Source organism: Streptomyces sp. NPDC013157 (assembly GCF_042899865.1).
In the GTDB taxonomy this organism is placed as follows: Bacteria; Actinomycetota; Actinomycetes; order Streptomycetales; family Streptomycetaceae; genus Streptomyces.
The window spans coordinates 91,543-114,202 of sequence record NZ_JBIBAK010000008.1 but is presented as its reverse complement, the minus strand read 5'-3'; the positions used below and the strand labels follow the sequence as shown (position 1 = coordinate 114,202).

15 protein-coding genes and 1 pseudogene are annotated in these 22,660 nt (G+C 72.2%); 7 read left to right on the top strand and 9 right to left on the bottom strand.

Annotated features, from left to right (window positions below; translation table 11 throughout):
* The first annotated feature begins 41 nt into the window (after window positions 1–41).
* Together ACFY6U_RS24115 and ACFY6U_RS24110 are read left to right on the top strand one after the other, a co-directional pair.
* Window positions 42–509 carry a MarR family winged helix-turn-helix transcriptional regulator gene (locus tag ACFY6U_RS24115; protein ID WP_390041296.1) on the top strand — a complete coding sequence of 156 codons (468 nt, stop codon included), beginning with the start codon at window positions 42–44 and terminating at the stop codon, window positions 507–509.
* The gene (locus tag ACFY6U_RS24110; RefSeq protein ID WP_390041294.1) at window positions 506–2,263 is read left to right on the top strand and encodes an MFS transporter; all 1,758 of its coding nucleotides are present in this window, start codon (window positions 506–508) and stop codon (window positions 2,261–2,263) included. Before ACFY6U_RS24115 ends, ACFY6U_RS24110 begins: the two co-directional genes overlap by 4 nt.
* Here the strand turns inward: ACFY6U_RS24110 and ACFY6U_RS24105 are convergent.
* From ACFY6U_RS24105 to ACFY6U_RS24080, 6 genes are all read right to left on the bottom strand, one after another.
* Entirely contained in the window at window positions 2,241–4,328 is a 2,088-nt protein-coding gene (locus ACFY6U_RS24105) for a xanthine dehydrogenase family protein molybdopterin-binding subunit (RefSeq protein WP_390041292.1), read from the bottom strand. The genes ACFY6U_RS24110 and ACFY6U_RS24105 overlap by 23 nt on opposite strands.
* 12 nt (window positions 4,329–4,340) lie before the next feature.
* Window positions 4,341–5,336 carry an FAD binding domain-containing protein gene (locus tag ACFY6U_RS24100; RefSeq protein ID WP_390041290.1) on the bottom strand — a complete coding sequence of 332 codons (996 nt, stop codon included), beginning with the start codon at window positions 5,334–5,336 and terminating at the stop codon, window positions 4,341–4,343.
* Complete coding sequence (locus ACFY6U_RS24095) at window positions 5,333–5,863, bottom strand: (2Fe-2S)-binding protein (protein ID WP_390041288.1); 531 nt, start codon at window positions 5,861–5,863, stop codon at window positions 5,333–5,335. Before ACFY6U_RS24095 ends, ACFY6U_RS24100 begins: the two co-directional genes overlap by 4 nt.
* A 143-nt stretch (window positions 5,864–6,006) precedes the next feature.
* Window positions 6,007–8,196 carry an RICIN domain-containing protein gene (locus tag ACFY6U_RS24090; protein ID WP_390041286.1) on the bottom strand — a complete coding sequence of 730 codons (2,190 nt, stop codon included), beginning with the start codon at window positions 8,194–8,196 and terminating at the stop codon, window positions 6,007–6,009.
* A gap of 32 nt (window positions 8,197–8,228) precedes the next feature.
* Window positions 8,229–9,590 (bottom strand): lectin, encoded by a 1,362-nt coding sequence (locus ACFY6U_RS24085; RefSeq protein ID WP_390041284.1) that lies wholly within the window; start codon window positions 9,588–9,590, stop codon window positions 8,229–8,231.
* 282 nt (window positions 9,591–9,872) lie between these two features.
* A complete protein-coding gene (locus ACFY6U_RS24080; protein ID WP_390041759.1) occupies window positions 9,873–11,738 on the bottom strand; it encodes an ABC transporter ATP-binding protein in 1,866 nt (621 codons plus the stop codon).
* Between the two features lie 165 nt (window positions 11,739–11,903).
* On the opposite strand from ACFY6U_RS24080, the gene ACFY6U_RS24075 reads away from it, so the two are divergent.
* Together ACFY6U_RS24075 and ACFY6U_RS24070 are read left to right on the top strand one after the other, a co-directional pair.
* Window positions 11,904–12,887 (top strand): YbhN family protein, encoded by a 984-nt coding sequence (locus ACFY6U_RS24075; protein ID WP_390041282.1) that lies wholly within the window; start codon window positions 11,904–11,906, stop codon window positions 12,885–12,887.
* Between the two features lie 22 nt (window positions 12,888–12,909).
* Window positions 12,910–13,674 carry a crotonase/enoyl-CoA hydratase family protein gene (locus ACFY6U_RS24070; RefSeq protein ID WP_390041280.1) on the top strand — a complete coding sequence of 255 codons (765 nt, stop codon included), beginning with the start codon at window positions 12,910–12,912 and terminating at the stop codon, window positions 13,672–13,674.
* 1 nt (window position 13,675) lies between these two features.
* Here ACFY6U_RS24070 and ACFY6U_RS24065 read toward each other — a convergent pair.
* The 3 genes and pseudogenes from ACFY6U_RS24065 to ACFY6U_RS24055 form a co-directional block, all read right to left on the bottom strand.
* Window positions 13,676–14,665 (bottom strand): annotated as a pseudogene (locus ACFY6U_RS24065) (FAD-dependent oxidoreductase); the annotation flags it as partial.
* Window positions 14,662–16,044 (bottom strand): FAD-dependent oxidoreductase, encoded by a 1,383-nt coding sequence (locus ACFY6U_RS24060; RefSeq protein ID WP_390041278.1) that lies wholly within the window; start codon window positions 16,042–16,044, stop codon window positions 14,662–14,664. The gene ACFY6U_RS24060 and the pseudogene ACFY6U_RS24065, both read right to left, overlap by 4 nt.
* Entirely contained in the window at window positions 16,041–17,492 is a 1,452-nt protein-coding gene (locus tag ACFY6U_RS24055) for an FGGY family carbohydrate kinase (protein WP_390041276.1), read from the bottom strand. Before ACFY6U_RS24055 ends, ACFY6U_RS24060 begins: the two co-directional genes overlap by 4 nt.
* Before the next feature lie 139 nt (window positions 17,493–17,631).
* On the opposite strand from ACFY6U_RS24055, the gene ACFY6U_RS24050 reads away from it, so the two are divergent.
* From ACFY6U_RS24050 to ACFY6U_RS24040, 3 genes are all read left to right on the top strand, one after another.
* On the top strand, window positions 17,632–18,714 hold the full coding sequence (locus ACFY6U_RS24050; protein ID WP_390041274.1) for a mechanosensitive ion channel family protein: 1,083 nt from the start codon (window positions 17,632–17,634) through the stop codon (window positions 18,712–18,714).
* 219 nt (window positions 18,715–18,933) lie between these two features.
* Window positions 18,934–20,136: an RNA-guided endonuclease InsQ/TnpB family protein gene (locus tag ACFY6U_RS24045; protein WP_390041272.1), complete on the top strand. Its 1,203-nt coding sequence runs from the start codon at window positions 18,934–18,936 to the stop codon at window positions 20,134–20,136.
* A 225-nt stretch (window positions 20,137–20,361) separates the two neighbouring features.
* Window positions 20,362–22,578 (top strand): NADP-dependent isocitrate dehydrogenase, encoded by a 2,217-nt coding sequence (locus tag ACFY6U_RS24040; RefSeq protein WP_390041270.1) that lies wholly within the window; start codon window positions 20,362–20,364, stop codon window positions 22,576–22,578.
* Window positions 22,579–22,660 lie beyond the last annotated feature (82 nt).

Here is a 22,660-nt window from a genome sequence, read left to right as displayed (position 1 = left end):
TGGTTGAGCAGTTCAGACTGATAAACCTAGTGTTAGTACATGTGAAGGCAGACATGGCCGCCGGTGGCGGCGGTATACGCGACCTGAGCGATGCCACCCGGCTCGCGTCCGACCTCCGGCTCGCGGTGGGCCGGGTGACGCGGCGGCTGCGGCAGGCGCACGCCGTGGGGGACGTCTCCCTGTCGGGCGTCTCCGTCCTCGCGCGGCTCGCGGCCGAGGGCCCCGACTCCCCGACCTCCCTCGCCGAGACGGAGCGGGTACGACCGCAGGCCATGGCGAGCACCCTCACCCAGCTCGAACAGCGCGGTCTGGTCCGCCGTACCCCCGACGCCGCGGACGGGCGGCGAAGCATCGTGGCCGTCACCGAGGAGGGGCGGGCGGTGCTCGCCGAGCGGCGCTCCGAGTCGGTCCAGCGCCTCGCGGCCGTTCTCGACACGTTCTCCGAGCAGGAGCGCGCGACGCTCGGGGCGGCCCTGCCGCTCCTCGGCCGGCTGGCGGAGCGGCTGTGAGCGGGCGCGGGTGGTCCGCGGCCCTGCGCTCGGCCCGCCACAAGGACACCCCGGCCGGACCGGGCTACAAGTGGGTCGCGCTGTCGAACACCACGCTCGGCGTGCTGATCGCCACGATGGACGCGTCGATCGTGATCATCTCGCTGCCGGCGATCTTCCGCGGCATCGGCCTCGACCCGCTGGCACCGGGCAACATCGGCTATCTGCTCTGGATGATCCTCGGCTACCTGCTGGTCTCCGCCGTCCTGGTCGTCGTCCTCGGGCGGCTCGGCGACATGTTCGGGCGGGTGAAGATCTACAACCTGGGCTTCCTGATCTTCGCGTGTGCCTCGGTGGCGCTGTCGCTCGATCCGTTCCGCGCGGGGGCCGGTGCCCTCTGGCTGATCCTGTGGCGGATCGTGCAGGCCTTCGGCGGGTCCATGCTCACGGCCAACTCTGCCGCCATCCTCACCGACGCCTTCCCGGCCCGGCAGCGCGGCATGGCCCTCGGCATCAACCAGATCACCGCGCTGGCCGGGCAGTTCCTCGGTCTCCTGGCCGGCGGGCTGCTCGCCGTCGTCGACTGGCGTGCCGTGTTCTGGGTGAGCGTCCCGGTCAGCGTCACCGGCACGATCTGGTCGTACCTGAGCCTGCGCGAGACCTCGGCGGGCCGCCCCGGCCGGATCGACTGGCTCGGCAACCTCACCTTCGCGGCCGGTGCCGGCATCCTGCTCGCCGGGATCACCTACGGGATCCAGCCCTACGGCGACAGCGCCACCGGCTGGGGGAACCCCTGGGTGCTGACCGGCCTGATCGGCGGCGCCGCCCTGCTGCTGGCCTTCTGTGTCGTCGAGACGCGGGTCGCCGAGCCCATGTTCAACCTGGCGCTGTTCCGGAACCGGGCGTTCGCGGCGGGCAACGTGGCCGCCCTGCTGACCTCGATCGCGCGCGGCGGCCTGCAGTTCATGCTCATCATCTGGCTGCAGGGCATCTGGCTGCCGCTGCACGGCTACGACTTCGAGGACACCCCGCTGTGGGCCGGCATCTTCATGCTCCCGCTGACGCTGGGCTTCCTGATCGCGGGACCGGTGTCCGGGTACCTGTCGGACCGGTTCGGCGCCCGGTTCTTCTCCACCGCGGGGCTGGTCGTCGTCACCGCGTCCTTCCTGGGGCTGCTCGCCCTGCCCGTCGACTTCGACTACGGGCTGTTCGCGGCGCTGCTGCTGCTCAACGGCCTCGGCCAGGGCATGTTCTCCGCGCCCAACACCTCCTCGATCATGGGCAGCGTGCCGGCCGAGTACCGGGGTGTCGCCTCGGGCATGCGCTCCACCTTCCAGAACTCGGGTACCGCGCTGTCCATCGGCGTCTTCTTCTCCTTGATGGTGTCCGGGCTCGCCTCCTCGCTCCCGTCCACGCTGAAGAGCGGCCTCATGGCACACGGCGTGCCGGCCGCCTCCGCCGCGCACGCCGCGTCGCTGCCGCCGGTGAGCACGCTGTTCGCAACGTTCCTCGGCAACAACCCCATCGAGCACCTGCTCGCCTCCGAGGGCGTCCTGGACCATGTCGGCAAGGCCCAGCGGTCCGTCCTGACCGGCCACACGTTCTTCCCGCAGCTGGTCTCCGGTCCCTTCCACCACGGCCTGGCCATCGTCTTCGGCGTGGCCGCCGGCATGGCCCTGGCCTCGGCGGTGGCCTCCGCCCTGCGCGGCAGCCACCGTCCCGTCGAGGAACGCCCCTCCCCCGTCGCGAAGGTCACCGTGCGTTCAAAGCGGTGAGGATCCGGTCCGGGGTCAGCGGCAGGGTGCGGAAGCGGATACCCGTGGCGTGGTGGACGGCGTTGCCGACGGCGGCGGGGGTGCCCACCACGCCGATCTCGCCGATGCCCTTGCTGCCCATGGGGTTGAGGTGCGGGTCGTCCTCGTCGATCCAGTGCGCCTCGATGTCGGGGACGTCGGCGTGCGCGGGAACGTGGTACGACGCCAGGTCGGCCTCCGCGAAGTCGCCGTACGCCGCGTCCACCGTGCTGCCCTCGGTCAGGGCCATGCCCAGGCCCATCGTCATGCCGCCGACGAACTGGGAGCGCGCGGTACGGGAGTTGAGGATGTGCCCGGCCGCGTAGACACCGAGCAGCCGGCGCACCCGCACCTCGCCGGTGACGGTGTCGACGGCGACCTCGGCGAAGTGGGCGCCGAACGCGTGGCGCGCGTAGGGGCTGTCGGCGTCCGCGCGCCCGCTGGTGTCCGCGCGGACGCCGATGCCCCGCTCGGGCAGCGGACCGGTGTGGTCGGCGAGCCGGTTCAGCAGCCGGGCGCAGGCCTCGTGCACCGCCCAGCCCCAGGAGGCGGTCCCGGAGGAGCCGCCCGCGACCGGGGCCGGGGGCAGGTCGCTGTCGCCGATCTCGGTGCGGACCCGGTCCAGGGGTGCGCCGAGCGTGTCGGCGGCGATCTGGGCGAGGACGGTACGGGCGCCGGTGCCGATGTCGGAGGCGTTCACCCCGATCAGGAAGGTGCCGTCCGGCCGGGCCTCGGCGGTCGCCGTGCACGGAGAGGCCATGACCGGGTAGGTGGCGGCGGCCACCCCGGTGCCGATCAGCAGCGGGCCCTCGGCGCGCCGCACCCGGTGGCTCCACCGGAAACGGCGGGCGCCCTCACGCAGGCACTCGACGAGGTGCCGGCTGCTGAAGGGCAGGCCACCGGCGGGTTCGCGGTCGGGTTCGTTGCGGATCCGCAGCTCGACGGGGTCGGCGCCGAGTTCGTCGGCCAGCTCGTCCATCGCCGACTCCAGGGCGTACATGCCGGTGGCCTCGCCGGGTGCGCGCATCCAGGAGGGACTGGGCACGTCGAGCGGGACCACGTGGTGGACGACGTCCAGGTTCGGCGTGGCGTACATGACGCCCGAGGTGGTGCCGGCCAGTTCCACGAACGACCTGACCGGCGAGGTGTGGGTGGTCACGTCGTGCAGCAGGGCGGTGAGCCGACCGTCCGAGGTGGCGCCGAGCCGCAGCCGGCTGAGGGTGGGGGCGCGGTGGCCGACGACCGTGGGCAGGTGGCGGCGCGGGTAGGCGAGGGTGACCGGCCGGCCGGTGTACCGGGCCGCCATGGCGGCGAGGACCACGTCCGGGCGCGCGGAGCCCTTGGACCCGAAGCCGCCGCCGACGTGTTCGGCACGCACGGTGACCCGGCCGACGGGCAGGGCGAACAGCCCGGCGAGCACGCCGCGGACGTCGCTGGTGCCCTGGCTGGAGGTGTACACCGTGAGCCGGCCGCGGTCCCAGGACGCGGTACTGCCGTGGGGTTCCATCGGGTGGTTGTGCAGGGGCGGGGTCCGGTAGGTGACGTCCACACGGACGGGGGCCGCGGCGAAGGCGGACTCCGGGTCGCCATGGCGGCAGCGGGCGGGCTGGCCGCCGTTGACCTCCTCGGGCTCGTGGGCGCCGGGGTGGCCCGGGGTGAGGACGGCGTCGTGGCCGACGGTGTCGTAGGTGATCCGTACGGCGGCGGCTCCGGCGCGGGCCGCCTCCGGGGTCTCGGCGACGACCAGGGCCACGCACCAGCCACGGTGGGGGACGTCGGAGTCCTGGAGCAGGGCGAGGGTGGCGTCCTCGGGTTCGGCGAGGCGCGGGGCGTTCTCGTGGGTGAGCACGGCGACGACTCCGGGGACGACGCGGGCCGGCCCGCTGTCGATGCCGGTGATCCGGCCGCGGGCCACGGTGGCGGGGACGGCGCGGGCGTGGACGCGGCCGGGCAGCGGGTGCTCGGTGGCGTAGCGGGCGGTGCCGGTGACCTTCGCGAGCCCTTCCCGGCGCTCGGCCGGGGCGCCGAGGGCTGCGGTGCGGGCCATGGGGACCTCCGGTCAGAGCGGGGCGGGCGCCGGGGCGAGCCGGGCCAGGACGTCGAGGGCGAGGTTGCGGGCGAGGGGCACCTTGTAGGCGTTGTCCGGCAGCGGGCGGGCGGCGGCGAGTTCCAGGTCGACGGCGCCGGCGAAGACCGTCGGCGCGGCCGCCTCGCCCAGCAGGGCCGCCTCGGCGACCCGGGCCCGCCAGGGGCGGTGGGCGAGCCCGCCGAAGGCCAGGCCCACCTGGGTGACCAGGCCGTCGGCGACGCGCAGGACGACGGCGACGGACGCGAGGGCGAAGGCGTACGACGCCCGGTCGCGGGCCTTGCGATAGGCGGAGGGCGCGTCGGCCGTGGCGGCGGGCAGCAGCACCCCGGTGAGCAGCTCGCCGGGGCGGATCTCGGTGTCCCGCTCGGGGTGGTCCTCGGGCAGCCGGTGGAAGTCGGTCAGGTCCACGGTCCGGGCGCCGTCGGGGCCGTACAGCTCGACCCGGGCGTCGAGGGCGGCGAGGGCCACGGCCATGTCGGAGGGGTGGGTGGCGACGCAGTGCGGGGAGTGGCCGAGGACCGCGTGGTCGCGGTGGACGCCGTCGAGAGCGCCGCAGCCGCTGCCGGGTTCGCGTTTGTTGCAGGGCTTGCCCGGGTCCTGGAAGTAGGTGCAGCGGGTGCGCTGGAGGAGGTTGCCGCCGGTCGTCGCCACGTTGCGGAGCTGGCCGGAGGCGCCGGCGAGCAGGGCCTGGGAGAGCACCGGGTAGCGGTCGCGGACCAGGGGGTGGGCGGCGAGGTCGCTGTTGCGGACGGTGGCGCCGACGCGCAGGGCGCCGTCGGGCAACTGTTCGAGCCGGTCCAGTGGGAGGCGGCTGACGTCGATCAGCGCGGTGGGCCGTTCGACGCCGAGTTTCATGAGGTCGACGAGGTTGGTGCCGCCGGCCAGGTAGTGGGCGCCGGGGCGGGCGGCGAAGGCCTCGACGGCCTCCTCGGGGGTGCGGGCGCGGACGTAGTCGAAGGACCTCACGGGATCACGTCCTCGACCGCCTCGACGATGCGCGGGTAGGCCCCGCACCGGCACAGGTTGCCGCTGAGCCGCTCACGGATCTCGGGCCGGTCCAGCGGGACCGGCCGGCCGGACGGCAGCGCGGGGTCGGTGACCTGGGACGGATACCCGGCGGCGGCCTCGGTGAGCGCGCCGACGGCGGAGCAGATCTGGCCGGGGGTGCAGTAGCCGCACTGGAAGGCGTCACGGTCGAGGAAGGCCCGTTGCAGCGGGTGGGGGGCCTCGCCGTCGGCGGACAGGCCCTCGACCGTGGTGATCTCGCTGCCGTCGAGGGCGACGGCGAGCAGCAGACAGCTGTTCACCCGGCGGCCGTCGGCCAGCACGGTGCAGGCGCCGCACTGGCCGTGGTCGCAGCCCTTCTTCGCGCCGGTCAGGTCGAGGTCCTCGCGGAGTACGTCCAGGAGGACGCGCCGGTGGTCCAGGAGCAGGGTGTGGGGCTTCCCGTTGACCCGGAGGGTGGTTTCGGAGCGCTGGATCTCACTGCCCATGGCGTGCCTGCTTCCGGACGGGCCGTGCTGCCGTTCGGTCCGGGTATCCAGGTCACGCCGTCCCACACGTGCCGACGGCGGCGACGGCCGTGGGTGACCCGGCGGGCACGCCGGGTCACCACGATCCGTTCACCGGGCGACGGTCACGGATACGAGTTGAGGTTCGCCACGTTGGTCGACGAGTTCGACGGTCCTCCGCTGTTGTCGATGACGTGGGTGATGGTGCCGGTGCCGCCGAGCGAGACCGTCACCATGCTGGTGAACCTGACGTTCGAGTTGGCCGGTGCCTCGATCGCGTGGTCGGCGACGACGCCGGGGTTGGTGCTGAAGTAGCAGTAGCTGCCGAGGCCGTACGCCTGGTGGCTGGTGACCGAGTCGGCGACCTTGTAGGCCGCGTAGCCCCTGGTCGAGCCGTTCATCCACGCGGACTGGTTCGGCGGGTCGTACGGCATCTCGTTCTGGTAGAAGTACGTGCGCCCGCCGTTGCCGTTCCAGACGGTCTGGTACTTCTGGAAGTGCTCGACGAACAGGCCGTACATGGTCACGTTGTCGCCGTTGACGACGAGTCCGGTGTCGGCGGTGTTGGTGGTCCAGCCGACTCCGCTGCCGTGGTCGGCGCGCCAGATCCACATGTGGTCGCCGATGACGTTGTCGCTGTTGACGACCAGGCTCGTGGTGGCCTTGCCGACGCCCGCGCCGCCGACGCGGAAGTACACGTCGTGCAGGGACGTCGGGTCGCTCGCGTGCGAAGCCGAGGAACCGGTCGGGCCGACCTCCACCAGGGTGGCGGAGTTGGTGGTGCCGGCGTCGAAGAGCAGGCCGGCGATGTCGACGCCGTCGACGTCGGCGACCTTCATGGCGGTGATGCCGTTGTCCGGGACGAAGGTGGCGAGGCCGAGGCCCAGGACGACGGTGTCGGCGCGGTTGATCTGCAGCGTCTGGTCGAGGTGGTAGACACCGGGGGTGACCAGGAGGTTCTTGCCCGCCGTCAGGGCCGCGTTGATCTGGGACGCGGTGGCGCCCGGCTTCACGACGTAGAAGCTGTCGAGCGAGAGGGACGTACCGGCCGCGGAACCCGAACTCCAGCTGGTGCCAGCGGAGTTGGAGCGGGTGGACGGGACGAACACCTGGTAGTTGCCGGAGCCGTCGACGTACAGGAACGGCTTCTCACGCGAGGTCGGGCTCTGCGCGACCGTGGTGTCCGGCGGGCTGGGGAAGGTGGTGGACGGCACGCCCGTGCTGCCGACGAAGACCATGTTCCAGTTGGAGCCGGTCCAGCTGCCGAGCTGGGAGTTGCGGGTCAGCCACTGCTGCTGGGAGCCGGAGTTGACCTGCCCGTTGATCTGGCTGTCGGCGATCAGGCCGCCGCTGGACCAGCCGCCGTCGTCCAGGGCGAGGTTGCCGCGCAGGTGCACCCGGCGGTAGGCGGACGCCTGCGAGACCGCCCAGCGGTCGCTGCCGCCCGCAGGGTTGACCGAGAGGTTCTCGGCGCCGCGCCAGAAGTTCTGCGTGGCGTTGCCCTGGAACCAGTCGGCCTCCGCGTGCACCGCGCCGTTGATCGAGACCGCGTCGGGCGACAGGCCGAGGCCGAGGACCTGGGTGTAGAAGCCCACGTTCACGTCCGCGCTGTAGGCGCCGGGCTTGAACATCACGGCGTAGCGCTGGGAGCCGAACTGGTTGGTCTCCTGCTGCTGGAAGATCGAGTCCAGCTTGCTCTGGATGGTCGACGCTGACATCGACGGGTCGAAGACGACCACGTTGGAGCCGAGGTCCGGGTTGCCCGACTGGGTCACCGGGACGACCTGGAAGCGCTGGGCCTGCGTGCCGTTGCAGGTGTACTGGACGAACTGCACGCTGTCCGCGGTCGAGGCGCCGGGGTCGTCGAGGCACTTGCCGCTGTTGCGGTTGACGAAGTGGTAGGCGCCGCCGCCGCCGTCGTCGACCGGCAGCCACTGCTGGTTGTTGCCGCCGCCGTAGGTCCACATCTGGACGGCCGCGTTGTCGGCCGTCGAGACGCCCGTGACGTCCAGGACCTCGTTCGTGTTGTTGGCGTTGTTGATGCGGACGTAGCCGCCGCTGGTGGCGGTGAAACTCCACTGCTGGGCGGTGGTGTTGTTGCAGGTGTACTGCTGGACGACGGTGCCGTCGGCGGTGGCGGCCGCCTTGGCGTCCACGCACTTGCCGCCGGCCGCGCCGAGCAGGGTGACGTTGCCGGTGGGCAGGGTGGCGGCGGACGCGGGCGAGGAGGCGCCCGCCGCGGTCAGCAGGGAGGCGGCGACAACCGCCACCGCTGCGGCGGCCGTTGGTCTGCGGCGCCGGTGAAGGGAAAGCACTGGTTCTCCTTGGGAGCGGTCTGCGAAGGGGATCAGCCGGTGTATCCGGCGAAGACGCGCGTGTAGTCCCAGTCGGACTGGCTCACGCCGGAGCAGCTGTCGGCGGAGCCGCCGGTGCAGGGCCGGTCGCGGTTGGCGGACCAGAAGGTGAGCCGGGCCAGGTGGTGCTGCTGGGCGTAGGCGAGGATGGTCCGGAAGTCGTTCACGGTCACCGTCTCGTTGTTGTCGGTGATGCCGTTCATGGACGAGATGCCCATGTCCCGGTAGGCCGTGTCGTCGCTGTAGCCGTACGCGGCCTTCAGGGCGTTCTTGAGCCCCTCGGCGGCCTGGGTGGTGAGGTTGCCCATGTTCTGGCCGGCGCCGCCGAAGTCGAACGGCATGATGGCCCAGGCGTCGACGGTCAGCCCGGAGGACGCGGCCCGGTTGATCAGGCTGGTGTCCGGACCGCTCTGGCCGGTTCCGATGGTGATGTACACCTTCAGGCCGGGGTTGTTGGCCTTCACCGTCTTCAGCGCGTCCACGACCCGCTGCTGCACGGTCCCGTTGCTGTAGGCGTCGGCTTCGAGGTCGATGTCGATGGCCTTGAGACCGCCGTAGGCGTTGATGACCTTCTGGTAGGCCGCCGCCAGCTCGCCCGCGCTGGAGCAGGAGCTCTCCAGCTTGTTGCCGCTGTAGCCGCCGAAGGACGGGATGACGTCACCGCCGTTCGCGCGCACGGTGTTGACGGTCTGCTGGTCGACGCCGCCGGTCAGCGCCCGGCTGCCGTCCCACTGCGGGTTGCAGTAGCCGTTGCTGAGGACGAACGCGAGTGTGTAGTACTTCACGCCGGTCGCGTTGGTGATGGTGGTCGGGCTCGGCGGGTCGCCCCAGCCGTTGTAGAGGTAGGGCGCCACGGCCATCGGCGAGGACGGGGTGGTGCCGCCGCCGGACGCGGGGGCCGTCCACTTCTGGTTGGCGGTGCCCGCGCAGGTCCAGATCTGTATCCGGGTGCCGTTGGCGGAGTTGTTGTCGGTGACGTCCATGCACTTGTTCGCCTGCGGGTTGACGATGTCGTGCGCGGACGACACGGCCCACTTCTGGTTCGCGCCGCCGGAACACGTCCACAGCTGCAGCTTGGCGCCGTCGGCCGTCGAATTGCCGGTCACGTCGAGACACTTGCCGAGGGCGCGGATGGTGCCGTCGCTGCCGACGGTCCACTGCTGGGCCGCGGTGCCGTTGCAGTCGTAGAGCTGTACGGCCGTGCCGTCGGCGGAGTTGGCGCCGGCGACGTCGAGGCACTTGCCGGCGAGGCCGGTGATGGTGCCGGTGGCGGCGTGCGCGGGAGCGGCGGTGAGCAGTCCTGCGGACAGGGTCAGAGCGGCTATGGAGACAGCCGTGGGGAGAGGTCTGGCCATTGCGGGGGTGGCCTTTCACGCGGGGGGATGCAGCACGGTTTGCTCAACGCCCGTGTTGCCGCCGAGCGTTGAGCACATCCGTGAGGCTTTGTTTAAGGCGTGAAACTAAAGGTCCGGACCATCGGCGTCAAGGGGTGCGGAGCCAATTGGACCCCGCCAGGATCGCGCCCGAAGGGGCGCGGGGCCGTGTCGCATTTGCGGCTGCCGCCGCGTGGGCGCGACCAGCCAGATCAGACGTGCACCCGGAAGCGGCCCGCAGTCCCATGGCGGGCTTCCGCCCGCTCAGACCGACGGCACCTCGGCGAACTGCGTCCGGTACAGCTCCGCGTACCGCCCCTCCGCCGCCAGAAGCGACTCGTGGGTGCCGCGCTCCACGATCTCCCCCGCCTCGACCACCAGGATCTGGTCGGCGGCCCGCACCGTCGACAGCCGGTGGGCGATGACCACGGCCGTGCGCCCCTCCAGCGCCTCGGCCAGCGCCTCCTGGACGGCCGCCTCCGAGGTGTTGTCGAGGTGGGCGGTGGCCTCGTCGAGGATGACCACGCGCTGGCGGGCCAGCAGCAGGCGGGCGATGGTCATCCGCTGCCGCTCGCCGCCGGAGAGCCGGTAGCCGCGCTCGCCGACCACCGTGTCCAGGCCGTCGGGCAGCGACCGTACGACCTCCCCGAGCCTCGCGCGGCCGAGGGCGTCCCACAGCTCCTCGTCGGTGGCGGCCGGTCGGGCGAGCAGCAGGTTGGCGCGGACGGTGTCGTGGAAGAGGTGGCCGTCCTGGGTGACCATGCCGAGGGTGGCACGCAGCGAGCCGGCGGTCAGGTCGCGGACGTCGGTGCCGCCGATGCGGACGGTGCCCTCGTCGACGTCGTACAGGCGCGGCAGCAGCTGGGCGATGGTGGATTTGCCGGCGCCCGAGGTGCCGACGAGGGCGATCGTCTGGCCGGGTTCGGCGCGGAAGGAGATGCCGTGCAGGACCTCGCTGCCGCCGCGTGAGTCAAGGACCGCGACCTCTTCGAGGGAGGCGAGGGAGACCTGGTCGGCGGCCGGGTAGGCGAAGCGGACGTCTTCGAACTCGACGGCCACCGGGCCCTCGGGGACCTCGCGGGCGTCCGGCTTCTCCTCGATCAGGGGCTTCAGGTCGAGCACTTCGAAGACCCGCTCGAAGCTGACCAGCGCGCTCATCACCTCGACCCGGGCCCCGGCGAGGGAGGTCAGCGGGGCGTAGAGACGGGTCAGCAGCAGGGCGAGGGAGACCACCGCGCCCGGCTCCAGGGTGCCGCGCAGGGCGAACCAGCCGCCGAGGCCGTAGACCAGGGCGAGGGCGAGGGAGGAGACCAGGGTCAGGGCGGTCATGAACACCGACTGGGCGGTGGCGGTGCGCACCCCGATGTCCCGGACCCGGGCGGCACGCGCGGCGAACTCCGCCGACTCCTCCTCGGGGCGGCCGAAGAGCTTGATCAGGGTGGCGCCCGGCGCCGAGAACCGCTCGGTCATCCGGGTGCCCATGGCCGCGTTGAGCGCGGCGGCCTCCCGCTGCATCCGGGCCATCCGGCCGCCCATCCGGCGGGCAGGCACCACGAACAGCGGCAGCAGCACCAGCGCGAGCAGGGTGATCTGCCAGGACAGGGTGAGCATCACCGCGAGCGTGAGCAGCAGCGTGACCAGGTTGCTGACCACACCGGAGAGGGTGTTGGCGAAGGCCCGCTGGGCGCCGATCACGTCGTTGTTGAGACGACTGACCAGCGCTCCCGTACGGGTACGCGTGAAGAACGCGACGGGCATCCGCTGCACATGATCGAACACAGCCGTGCGCAGGTCGAGGATGAGGCCCTCCCCGAGCGCCGCCGAGAGCCGCCGCCCGAGCACCCCGAGCGCCGCCTCCACGACCGCGACCAGCGCGATCAGGAGCGACAGCCGTACGACCGTGCCGGTGTCGTGGCCCGACACGATCGCGTCGACGACGTGGCCGGCGAGCACCGGGGTGGCGACGGCGAGCAGGGCGGTCAGCACCCCGAGGAGGACGAAACGGACTATGCCGGCCCGGTGCGGGCGGGCGAAGGCGGCGATACGGCGCAGCGTGGCCCGTTCGAACGGGCGCCGCTCCTGCTGGGCGGTCATGACGCTGTGGAGCTGCGTCCAGGCGGTGGTCTCCATACTCATGAGGGAGAACGTAGGACCTCAAGCGTCGTTGAGGTCAATCTCCGCTCGCCGTCCCCCCGTACGAAGGACCCGATGAGCCCTCACCTGGTTCCCGGCCGTCATCCGGCGTCCTCTCTTCCGCCACCCGCAGTTGGGGCGGCGCGGAAAACCTCTCCCGGTGTGACAGCGGTAAGAATCCCCGGCTTCCGTGAGAGCCGTCTCCCCCGGCTCGCCCGTCCTATCCCCTGGCGGCACATCCTCACGCTCATCCCGCTCGTGCTGGTCGCGGTCATCGCGGTGCAGCACTGGCCGGTCCTCGTCGAGGGCTTCGGCCACCTGCGCGACGCCTCCTGGCCCTGGCTGCTGGCGGCCGGCGGTGCCACCTGTCTGACCTGGGTGGCCGCCGCCTTCACCCGGCAGGGTGCCGTGATCCAGCCGCTGCCCCGCTGGCGGCTGCTGGCCACCCAGCTCGCGGCGGGCTCGGCCAACCACCTGCTGCCCACCGGGTTCGGCTCGGGCGCGGTCAACCTGCGGTTCATGACCGTGTGCGGGGTGCCGCTCGCCACCTCCTCCGCCGCGCTCGCCCTCTATCTGCTCGCCGAGTCGATCGCCCGCGTGGGCCTGATGGCCGTGTTCTTCGTCGCCTTCCCCGACGCCCTGCGGCTCGACGGCCTGCTCCCCGACGGGGACCTCGGACCGGTCCTGGCCGTCGCCGGCGCCGTGGTGGCCGTGGCGCTGGCCGCGCTGTTGCGCGTACGACGGGTGCGCGAGCCGGTGATCCGCTTCGTGCGCAGCGCCCTGGGCGAGGCGCGCTCGGTGCACACGCGTCCGTCCCGGGCGCTGGCGCTGTGGGGCGGCTCGCTCGCCTTCCCCGCGCTCCAGGCGGCCGGGCTGGTGGCGGTGGGGCGGGCCCTGGGCCTCGACGTGCCGCCCGCGCACATGGCGCTGGCGTACCTGGCGGCCACGGTCGCCGTCGCCCTGATTCCCACCCCGGGCGGCCTGGGTTCGGTGGAGGCTGCGCTGATCGTGGCGCTGGTGGCGGCCGGCGGTCCGGTCGCGGTGGCCACGGCCGTCGTCCTCGCGTACCGGATCATCACAGTGTGGGTGCCGTTGCTGCCGGGAGCCCTGACACTGGGAGCGCTGGTACGTCTGAAGGTCATCTGAGAGCTCGCTGCGGAGGAAACGCATGCCGGTCCGCCTCGAACGCAAGGGTCCTGTCACCACGGTCGTCCTCTCCCGGCCCGGGGTGCGCAACGCGGTCGACGGGCCGACGGCGTCCGAACTGGCCACCGCTTTCCGGGAGTTCGAGGCGGACGACGAGGCCCGGGTGGCGGTGCTGTGGGGCGAGGGCGGCACGTTCTGCGCGGGCGCCGACCTCAAGGCGATGGGCGCCGGGCACGGCAACCGGGTGGCGGCGGACGGCGACGGCCCGATGGGCCCGACCCGGCTGCGCCTCTCCAAGCCCGTGATCGCCGCGATCGCCGGACACGCCGTGGCCGGCGGCCTGGAGCTGGCCCTCTGGTGCGACCTGCGGGTCGCCGAGGAGGACGCGGTGTTCGGCGTCTTCTGCCGCCGCTGGGGCGTGCCCCTGATCGACGGCGGCACGGTACGGCTGCCCCGGCTGATCGGCACCGGCCGGGCGATGGACCTGATCCTCACCGGCCGCCCGGTCCCGGCCTCCGAGGCGTACGAGATGGGCCTGGCCAACCGGCTCGTCCCGGCCGGCCGCTCCCGCGAGGCGGCCGAGGAACTGGCCGCTTCCATCGCGGCTTTCCCGCAGGCCTGCCTGCGCAGCGACCGCGCGTCGGTGCTGGACCAGGAGGGGCTGGACGAGCCGGCGGCGATGGACGCCGAGATCCGCTACGGCATGGCCGTGCTGGCGGAAGGCCTGGAAGGCGCGGCGCGGTTCGCGGCGGGCGCGGGCCGGCACGGCTCCTTCACGGACGGCTGACCAGCCACTCCAGCACCGCCCTGCCCGCCTCGACGCCGTCCCGGGCCGCCGCCCGGACGTCCAGCCCCGGCTGCCGCAGACCGCCGACGGCGAAGACCCCCGGGCGGTCGGTGTACGGCCCGGGAGCCAGGGCGATCCGGCCCCGGCGGGCGAGTTCGTCCTCGGCGGCGAAGTCCCCGGTGAAGACGACGGTGTCGCAGGCGAGGACGCCGGTACGCCCGTCGCGGTGCCGGATCCGCACGCCGGACAGCCGCCCGTGCCCGAGGATCTCGGTGACCGTCGTGCCGGTGAGCAGCGGGATGCGGGAGCGGAGCCGGGAGTCCAGGGCACGGACGGATCCGGCGGCGCGCGGCCGGTCGGTGACCATCGCGACGACCTCCGCGCCGGCCGTCCGCACGGTCCCGGCGGCGGCGTACGACACGTCCTCGGCCCCGACGACCACCGCCCGCTCGCCGATCGGCTGCCGGTAACGGTGCACGGCCTGCAGCAGCTCGCCGCCGGTGTGGATCCCGGCGGGCCGGGTGCCGGGGATCAGCCGTGCCGCGCGGGGGCGTTCGTAGGCACCGGTGGCGAGGACCACCGCCCGTGCGGTGACCGTCTCCGGGCCGCGCACGCCGATCGTGGCGAGAACCGAGCGCTCCGCTTGCCGTGTGTCGGCTGCGGCGCCGTCGTAGCCGGTCGCGCAGTTCCCCGCGCCCCTTCGGGGCGCTGTCGAGCCGGCCCAGTCCAGCACGGTCACCCCCGTACGGACCACCGCTCCCGCCCGCGCCGCCGCCTCGACGAGCAGGCCGGCGTACGCCGGGCCGGTCAACGGCCGGGTCCAGGTCCCGAATCCGCCGTGGGCGCAGTACCGCGGCACCCCCCCGGCCTCCGGTTCCCGCTCCAGCACCTCGACCCGGCCGACTCCGGCGGCGGCGAGCCGGGCGGCGGCCGCGAGTCCGGCGGGGCCGGCCCCGACGACGAGGACGTCGACGTGGCGTTCCGCGGTCACGGCCGGCCCGCCCTCTCGAACAGCTCCCGGACCGTCGCCCCGCAGTGGAAGCCCTGACAGCGGCCCGCCCCGGCCCGGGTACGGCGGCGCAGGCCCGGCAGGCTGCGCGGCGGGATCGTACCGGCGAGGGCGTCCCGGATCTCGCCGAGGGTGACGTGCTCGCAGTGGCAGACGATGACGTGACCGCCTTGCCGATGAGGGCGGGGGAAGCCCGCGCCGAGGTTCGGCATGCGCACCGGTTCCAGGTCGACGGGGTCCTTCAGGCCGAGGCCCGAGTCCCGCAGCAGTCCGGTGACATGGGAGGCGATGGCGAGCGACGCGCTGAGGCCCGTGGAGCGGATGCCGCCGACGGTGACGTACGCCTGGTCGGGGTGGGCGGAGATGCGGTAGTCCTCGTGCTCGGTGGCGGCGCGCAGCCCGGCGTAGACGGCGGTGACCTCCTCGTCCAGGAGGGCGGGCAGGATCCGGCGGCCCTGTGCGCGCAGTGCTGCGAGTCCCTGCGCGGTCGACTGGGTGGCGGTCCTGTCGTCCAGGTCCTCGGCGGTGGGGCCGAGCAGGACGTTGCCGTAGACCGTGGGGGTCACCAGGACGCCCTTGCCGAGGGCGGTGGGGACCGGCAGCAGGATGTGCCGGACGAGGTCGCGGGCGAGCCTGTCGTAGACGATGAGCTGCCCCCGGCGCGGGGTGACGGTGAAGGTGCGGTGGCCGAGGAGGCGGTCGAGGGTGTCGGCGTGCAGGCCGGCCGCGTTGACCAGGTGGCGGGTGTGGAGGGGGCCGCGCGAGGTGGTGAGGGTGTGCACGCCGTCGCGTCGTCCCGCCCCCGTCACCCGGGTGTTGAGGTGGAGGTCGACGCCGCCTCGGACCGCCTGGGTGGCGTAGGCCAGGGTGGTGCTCCACGGGCAGACGATGCGCTCGCCGGGCACGTGCAGGGCACCGAGGGCACCGGGGCCGAGGCGGGGTTCGCGGGCGTACAGCCCCGCGGCGTCCAACCGGGCGGTGTCGTGGCAGTCGTTGCGTACGGCCTTACGTGCGAGGTCCGGCAGGGCGGCCAGTTGCTCCTGGTCCCAGGCGACCAGCAGCGCGCCGACCGGCTCGACCGGGATGCCGGACTGGGCGGCGTAGGCGGCGAGGAGGCGGGCGCCCTCGCGGACGAGGCGGGCCTCCAGGGTGCCGGGGCGGGCGTCGAAACCGGTGTGCAGGATGGCGGTGTTGGCCTTCGAGGTGCCCTGGCCGACGTCGTCCTGGGCCTCGACGAGAGCGACGTCGAGGTGCGGGTGGCGGGCGAGTTCGCGGGCGATCGCGCTGCCGACGACCCCGGCGCCGACGACCGTCACGTCGTACGGGACGCCGGGCAGGGGTCCTGCGGCGGTGCCCCTCACCGGGGCAGTCCCGGCCCGGCCCCGGCCACCGGCCCGTCCAGCAGGGCGGCGACGGCGGCGCGGAAGACCCCGAGGCGGTCGGCGGCCTCGGCGGCGGAGATGCGCGGCTCGTAGACGGCCGAGGGGCCGCCGTCGGGCAGGAAGTCGACGGGGTCGCTGCCGAGGTGGGCCAGCGCGCCCACGCCGAGGGCGGTGGCGTCGGGCAGCGTGGACACCTCGACGGGGCGTTGCAGCAGGTCGGCCTGGGTCTGCATGAGCAGGGCCGAGCGGGTCAGGCCGCCGTCGACGCGCAGCGCGGTCAGCGGGGTGCCGAGGTCGTTCTGGGCGGCTTCGGCGAGCTCCACCACCTGGGCGGCGAGGCCCTCGCACAGGGCCCGCACCAGCTGCCCGGGGCCGGTGTCGAGACCGAGCCCGGTCAGGGAGCCGCGCAGCTCGCCGCGCCACCAGGGGGCGGCGAGCCCGGCCAGCGCGGGGACGAAGGTGACCCCGCCGGCATCCGGGACGGCGCCGCCCACCCGGTCCAGGTCGGCGGGGCCCGAGATCACGCCGAGGTCGGTGAGCCAGCGCACGGCGGAGGCGGCGGTGTACACCTGGCCGTCCAGGCAGTAGGCGGCCTCTCCGGCGAGGCGCCAGGCTACGCAGCCGACCAGTCCGGAGCTGCTGTGCCGGGGTGTGTCACCGGTGTGCGCGAGCAGGAACGCCCCGGTGCCGTAGGTGCACTTGGCGGCGCCGGGTCCGGTGATGCGCTGGGCGAGGAGGGCGGCCTGCTGGTCGACGGCGAGGCCGGTGAGCGGGATCTTGTCCCCGAACTCCTTCGTCGTGCCAACGAGTTGGGCGTTGTCGACGATGTCGGGGAGATGCTCGGCGGACAGCCCGTAGAGGTCGAGGGCGCGCGAGGACCACTGCACCCGGTCCAGGTCGAGGAGGTGGGTGCGGCTCGCGGTGGCGGCGTCGGTGACGTAGGCGCCGGTGAGCCGGTGGACCAGCCAGGCGTCGGTGGTGGTGACGACTCCCTCGGTGGTGAGGTTCCGGCGGATCCAGGCCATCTTGGGCGCGGCGAAGTAGGGGTCGAGCGGGAGGCCGGTGAGGGCGCGTAACTCCTCGGCGTGGTCTGCCAGCCCGGCGCAGACCGGTTCGGCCCGGCGGTCCTGCCAGACGAGGGCGTCGGTGAGCGGACGCCCGGTGCCGGGGTCCCAGGCGAGGACGGTCTCGCCCTGGTTGGCCAGGCCGAGCGCGGTCACCGGCTCGCCGGCCTCGGCGAGCGCCCGGCGGCCGGCGACGAGCACCGACTCGTACAGCTCCACGGGGTCGGCCTCCACCCGGCCACCGGGCAGGTGCCGGGGCCGGACGGCGACGAATCCGGTGCCGATGACACCCCGTTCGGGACAGATCACCAGGGCCTTGGTACCGGACGTGCCCTGGTCGACTGCGAGCACCGGACCTGTCATCGAACCTCCCTGACGATCACTGCGCGACAGCCTGCCCCAGGGTCACCGGGCAGCACAAGCGCACACGGGTTCGGCCGGTCCGAACCTCCGCGCGGATACGGCAGGATGAGCGGTTGCACAACCGAATGGGAGGTAACCGGTGAACCGAGCGCTCACCGTCCATGACCTGGTCCTGGCCGGAATCGCCCTCGCGGCGGGCCTGTTGCTGGCCTTTCTGTCGCGCGGCATGCTGCGCTGGCTGGCCAGGCACGCGAAGCGGACCCGCTGGAGCGGTGACGACGTCATCGTGGACGCGCTGCGCACGGTGGTCCCGTGGGCGGCGCTCGCGGGCGGGGCGGCGGCCGCGGCGGCGGTGCTGCCGCTGACCAGGACGGTCCAGCACCACACGAACCAGTGCCTCCAGGTGCTGCTCATCTTCGCGGTGACGGTGTCGGCGGCGCGGGTGATCGCCGGGCTCGTGCAGTCGGTCACCCAGTCCCGCTCCGGGGTCGCCGGTTCGGCCACGATCTTCGTGAACATCACGCGGGTGCTGGTCCTGGCGATCGGCTTCCTGGTGATGCTCCAGGCACTGGGCATCTCCATAGCGCCCCTGCTCACCGCCCTGGGCGTGGGCGGTCTGGCGGTCGCGCTCGCCCTCCAGGACACCCTCGCCAACCTCTTCGCGGGCATTCACATCCTCGCCTCCAAGACCGTCCAGCCGGGCGACTACATCCAGCTGAGCAGCGGCGAGGAGGGCTACGTCGTGGACATCAACTGGCGCCAGACGACCGTCCGCCAGCTCTCCAACAACCTGGTGGTCATCCCCAACGGCCAGCTGGCGAAGACCAACATGACCAACTACACGCGGCCCGAGCAGCAGTTGACGATCCTGGTGCAGGTGGGTGTGGGCTACGACAGCGACCTGGACCACGTCGAGCGGGTCACGCACGAGGTCATCGCCGAGACCATGACCGAGATCACCGGCGCGGTCCCGGACCACGAGCCCGCCATCCGCTTCCACACGTTCGGCGACTCACGGATCGGCTTCACGGTGATCCTCGGCGTCGGCGAGTTCAGCGACCAGTTCCGCATCAAGCACGAGTTCATCAAGCGCCTGCACCGCCGCTACCGCGAGGAGGGCATCCGCATACCGGCGCCGGCCCGCACGGTGGCGCTCCAGCAGGGGGCCGTGGTGATCCCGCAGCAGCGGAATCCCGAAGACGCCGTGGTCGAGCCGATCTAGGTGTGGTGCCCTGAGAGGTCGGCTCCGCCCGGCTCGCCCGACGGCGCCGCCCCCTCAGGCCTCCGTCTGCCCCGGCGCCGGAGCGCTCTCCCCGACAGCACTACCCATAGGTGGAGTTGGGAGACCGCTGGTGGTCGGACACCTGACCCAGCCACTCGTTCGAGTGGGGCTTCTGGGATTCGCAGAGAGAGGCGAATCGCTAGGGTTACGTTCGGCGTCATGACGGCACCGCTAACAGCCGACGGGCCCGTGCACGTCCGGTATACCTACCGGTTGCGAGTGTCGTCGACAGCGGGTGCGGCGCTGCTCGCGGAGTGGAACCGGTGCCGACGGGTGTGGAACGAGTGCGTCGCCCGTTCGAAAAAGGCCCACCGAGACAGGGAGAAGTGCGGACCAGCCCGGCTGGACCGGATGCTGACGGAATCCCGTTCCATCATGCCGTGGCCGGCGGGAGGCGCCAGCGTGCCGCAGCAGCAGCTGATCCGCGACTTCGGCAAGTCCCGCGTCAAGGCCCTGAAGGACATCAAGGACCGGCTGCCCGCCAAACAGCGCGCGGGGATGCCAAGGCACAAGAAGAAGCACGAGGCCGATCCGACGCTGAACTACACGCGGCGCGGTTTCCGCCTCAAGAACGAGCATGTGCACCTGGCGGGGGGCATCGTCCTCACCGTGGTGTGGTCCCGGAAGCTGCCCGCCGCGCCTTCCTCGGTGCGAGTGTTCCGGGACGGTGTCGGCCATTGGTACGCCTCATTCGTCGTCCCCGCCGCAGTTCAGTTGCTCCCTTCCACCGGCCGAGCGCTCGGGGTGGACTGGGGCGTGAAGGAGACCGCGACCACCACCAGTGATGCCCACGACCTGCCCCACGCCGAGCACGGCAAGAAGGCCCGGGAGAAACTTTCGTGGTACGACCGGATGATGGCCCGTCGCAAGCCGAAAAAGGGGCAGGCCGCGTCGAAGGGCTACCGGACGGCGAAGAAGTGGCGGGCGAAGACATACCAGAAGATCGCCCGGCAGCGGCAGGACACAGCCCGGAAGTGGGCGAAGAAGGTCGTGCGCGACCGTGACGCGATCGCGGTGGAGGACTTCCGGCCGAAGTTCCTGGCTAAGAGCAGCATGGCACGCAAGGCGGCGGACGCCGCCATCGGCGCTACGAAGAAGGCCCTGCTGGAGATGGGCCGCACACACGGGCGGGACGTGCGGCCGGTGCATCCCGCGCATACCACCACGGACTGCGGACGCTGCGGTGCGAGAACCAAGCACGCACTCCCGCTGTCGGAACGCACCTACACCTGCACCGCGTGCGGAACCGTCTCTCCCAGAGACAAAAACTCCGCGCGCGTGATGCTCGTCCGGGCTGGTCTGGCCCCGGCTGGTGTCGAGGGCGCAAGACCTCTTGGAGCGCCGCTCCAAGAGGCGGCCTGAGCCAGGAATCCCCTCCCGCCGGGCGGGGAGCAGTCAATCTGGTGCGATATCTCATCGTCCGCTTTCGCTCGGGCGGTCGGGCCGCCGGTCGAGGGTCGCCCGCTTGTCATGGTCACCGTTGCGATCGATATCGGATCTTCCGAGTCGCGGACCCCTGTCGAGCATGGGTCGATCACGAGATATCTTGATGTCGAGCAATGTTGCAGACGTGGAGCGGAGCACCCGGTGACTGACTCGACCATCATCTACACCTACACAGACGAGGCCCCGGCCCTCGCGACGCACTCGTTCCTGCCGGTGATCCAGGCGTACGCCTCGCAGGCCGGTGTCGCCGTGGACACCCGCGACATCTCGCTGGCCGGGCGCATCATCGCCGTCTTCCCGGAGTACCTGGACGAGGACCAGCGCATCCCGGACGCGCTCGCCGAGCTGGGCGAGCTGGCCAAGACGCCCGAGGCCAACATCGTCAAGCTGCCGAACATCTCGGCGTCGATCCCGCAGCTGAAGGCCGCCGTCGCCGAGCTCCAGGGCAAGGGCTACGCGCTGCCGGACTACCCGGACGACCCGAAGACCGACGAGGAGCGCGACATCCGCGCCCGCTACGACAAGGTCAAGGGTTCCGCCGTGAACCCGGTCCTGCGCGAGGGCAACTCGGACCGCCGCGCCCCCGCCTCGGTCAAGAACTACGCCAAGACCCACCCGCACCGCATGGGCGCCTGGACCCCCGAGTCCAAGACCAACGTCACCACCATGGGCGAGAACGACTTCCGCTCGACCGAGAAGTCCGTCGTGATCTCCGAGGCCGGCGCGCTGCGGATCGAGCTGGTCGCCGAGGACGGCACCACCACCGTCCTCAAGGAGTCGGTACCCGTCCAGGCCGGCGAGGTCGTCGACGCCTCCGTGCTGCACGTCGCCCAGCTCAACGACTTCCTGGCCGCGCAGATCGCCCGCGCCAAGCAGGAGGACGTCCTGTTCTCCGTGCACCTGAAGGCCACGATGATGAAGGTCTCCGACCCGATCATCTTCGGTCACGTGGTGCGCGTCTTCTTCCCCAAGACGTTCGCGAAGTACGGCGAGACGCTCAAGTCGGCCGGCCTGTCCCCGAACGACGGTCTGGGCGGCATCCTCAAGGGCCTGGAGAACCTGCCCGAGGGCGCCGAGATCAAGGCCTCCTTCGAGGCCGAGATCGCCGAGGGTCCGGCCCTCGCGATGGTCGACTCCGACAAGGGCATCACCAACCTGCACGTGCCCTCCGACGTCATCATCGACGCCTCGATGCCGGCCATGATCCGCACCTCCGGCCACATGTGGGGCCCGGACGGCCAGGAGGCCGACACCCTCGCGGTCATCCCGGACTCCTCCTACGCCGGTGTCTACCAGGCCGTGATCGAGGACTGCCGCGCCAACGGCGCCTTCGACCCGTCCACCATGGGCTCCGTCCCGAACGTGGGCCTGATGGCGCAGAAGGCCGAGGAGTACGGCTCCCACGACAAGACCTTCGAGATCGCCACCGCCGGCACGGTCCGCCTGGTCGACGCGGCCGGCAACGCCGTGATCGAGCAGCCGGTCGCCGCCGGTGACATCTTCCGCGCCTGCCAGACCAAGGACGCGCCGATCAAGGACTGGGTGAAGCTCGCCGTCACCCGCGCCCGCGCCACCGGCGACCCGGCCGTCTTCTGGCTGGACGAGGGCCGCGCCCACGACGCGCAGCTGATCGCCAAGGTCAACCAGTACCTGCCGGAGCACGACACCGAGGGCCTGGACATCCGGATCCTCTCCCCGATCGAGGCCACCAAGCTGTCGGTGGAGCGCATCCGCCGCGGTGAGAACACCATCTCCGTCACCGGCAACGTGCTCCGTGACTACCTGACCGACCTCTTCCCGATCCTGGAGCTGGGCACCAGCGCCAAGATGCTGTCGGTCGTCCCGCTGATGGCGGGCGGCGGCCTGTTCGAGACGGGCGCCGGCGGCTCCGCGCCGAAGCACGTCCAGCAGCTGGTCAAGGAGAACTACCTGCGCTGGGACTCCCTCGGCGAGTTCTTCGCCCTGGTGCCGTCCTTCGAGCAGTACGCCGACTTCACCGGCAACGCCCGCGCCAAGGTGCTGGCCGACACCCTCGACCGGGCCACGGCGACCTTCCTCAACGAGGACAAGTCCCCGACCCGTCGCGTCGGCGGCATCGACAACCGCGGCAGCCACTTCTACCTGTCCCTGTACTGGGCGCAGGAGCTGGCGAAGCAGACCGACGACGCCGAGCTCGCCAAGGCGTTCGCGTCGTTCGCCGAGACGCTCACCGCCAACGAGCAGAAGATCGTCGACGAGCTGCTCGCCGTCCAGGGCTCGCCGGCCGACATCGGCGGTTACTACCAGCCCGAGAAGGCCAAGGCGGACGCGGTCATGCGCCCGTCGGCCACCTGGAACGCGGCCCTCGCGGCCCTCTAGGCCCGCCCGGCCCTCCGGGGCCGCCTCGTCCCGCACTCCGCCCCGGCAGGCCCCCCGCCTGCCGGGGCGGAGCCGCGTCCGG